Here is a 418-nt window from a genome sequence, read left to right as displayed (position 1 = left end):
GTTTTTTATGTGTTTTTTTTGGTGTTGTTTTGGTGGGAGGGTGTGGGGTTTTTGGGGTGGGTGGTGTGGGGGGGGTGGTGGGGGGGGGGGGGGGGGGGGGGTGTTTGTTGGGGTGGGGGGTTTTTTTTTTTTTTTTTTTTGGGTGGTTTGGGGTGTGTGCGTGTTTTTTTTTTTTTTTGTTTTTTTTTGTGTTTGGGGGTTTTGGGTTGGTGTGGGGGGGTGGGTGTGTTTTGGTTTTTTTTTTGGTTGGGGTGGTGGGGGGGGGGGGGGGGGGGGGGTGTGGGGGCCGGGGGGCGGCGGGGGGGTGGGGGCGGGGGGCGGGGGCGGCCGGGCGGCGGGGGCCGGGGGGCGCCCCCCCCCCCCCCCCCCCCCCCCCCCCCCCCCACCACCCAACGCGGAACGCCCCCGCCCCCCACAC

1 protein-coding gene is annotated in these 418 nt (G+C 66.0%); it reads left to right on the top strand.

The window, feature by feature from the left end:
- Positions 1–100: 100 nt before the first annotated feature.
- The coding region (locus tag PUR61_RS45355; protein WP_329879614.1) for a hypothetical protein at positions 101–418 on the top strand (318 nt) is incomplete at its 3' end.

It is taken from the genome of Streptomyces sp. BE20 (genome assembly GCF_036322525.1).
Lineage (GTDB): Bacteria > Actinomycetota > Actinomycetes > Streptomycetales > Streptomycetaceae > Kitasatospora.
This window is presented reverse-complemented; position numbering and strand designations above follow the sequence as displayed.